Annotated in this window: 1 protein-coding gene; it reads left to right on the top strand. The window is 68.4% G+C overall.

The window, feature by feature from the left end; genetic code table 11:
* Positions 1-217 precede the first annotated feature (217 nt).
* Positions 218-787, top strand: a complete 570-nt coding sequence (locus AAH991_RS40110; protein ID WP_142565892.1) for a DJ-1/PfpI family protein — start codon at positions 218-220, stop codon at positions 785-787.
* The last annotated feature ends 161 nt before the right edge of the window (positions 788-948 follow it).

The following is a 948-nucleotide window of genomic DNA, read 5'->3' as shown; positions in this document are numbered from 1 at the left end:
GATCGCCGCGCGTGACCCCGACGCCGCCGCCTACGCCATGCGCCGGCACATCCTGCTGTCCGGCGAGCGGTTCCGGCGATTGTTCGACGAAGTCAAGGGCTCGGACGAATGACGGTAAGGGCTTGACGGGCGGGCCGGGTCGAGGAATGCTGACGCAACCGGGTCGGATCGGATCGGATTGGATCCACGTCACCCGCCCAGTTGCGAGGAGAAGCAGGTGCCCAGAGCACTGCTCCTTACCGGCGACGCCGCCGAGGAGCTCGACACCATGTATCCCTACTACCGTGTGCAGGAGGGCGGCTGGGACGTCGACGTCTCGTCACGGACGATGCGTGACGTTCAGCTGGTCATCCACGAGTTCGACCCCAACTCCGACGCCTACGTGGAGAAGAACGGCCGGAAGCTGCCGGTCGACGTGCCCTGGGCCGAGGTCGACGTCGAGCGCTACGACGCCCTCATCATCCCCGGCGGGCGTGCCCCCGAGTGGATCCGCGTCGACCCCGACGTCAGGCGCATCACCGAGCACTTCTTCGCGCGCAACCTCCCGATCGCGCTGGTGTGCCACGGCGCACAGGTGCCGGCGGTGTACGGACTGCTGAAGGGCCGCAAGACGGCGTGCTTCCCCCCCATCACCGGTGACATGGAGAACGCGGGCGCGACCGTCATCGACGCCCCCGACGTCGTGGACGGCAACCTCGTCTCCTGCCGCGGCTGGCCCGACATGCCGCAGTTCGGCCGGGTGATGATGGAGGTCTTCTCGAAGTCCATCAACTCCGCATCGGCATGAGCACACCAGGCCTGTCCCGGTGACGGCACTTCGGACCGTCACAGTCGACGGCTCCCCCGTCCACGTCCTGGAGAGCGGCACCGGGCCCGCGGTACTGATGCTGCACGGCTCCGGACCCGGTACGACCGGATCCGGAGCCTGGGCGACGACCGCACAGGCGC

The organism is Microbispora sp. ZYX-F-249 (assembly GCF_039649665.1).
In the GTDB taxonomy this organism is placed as follows: domain Bacteria; phylum Actinomycetota; class Actinomycetes; order Streptosporangiales; family Streptosporangiaceae; genus Microbispora; species Microbispora maris.
This window is presented reverse-complemented; position numbering and strand designations above follow the sequence as displayed.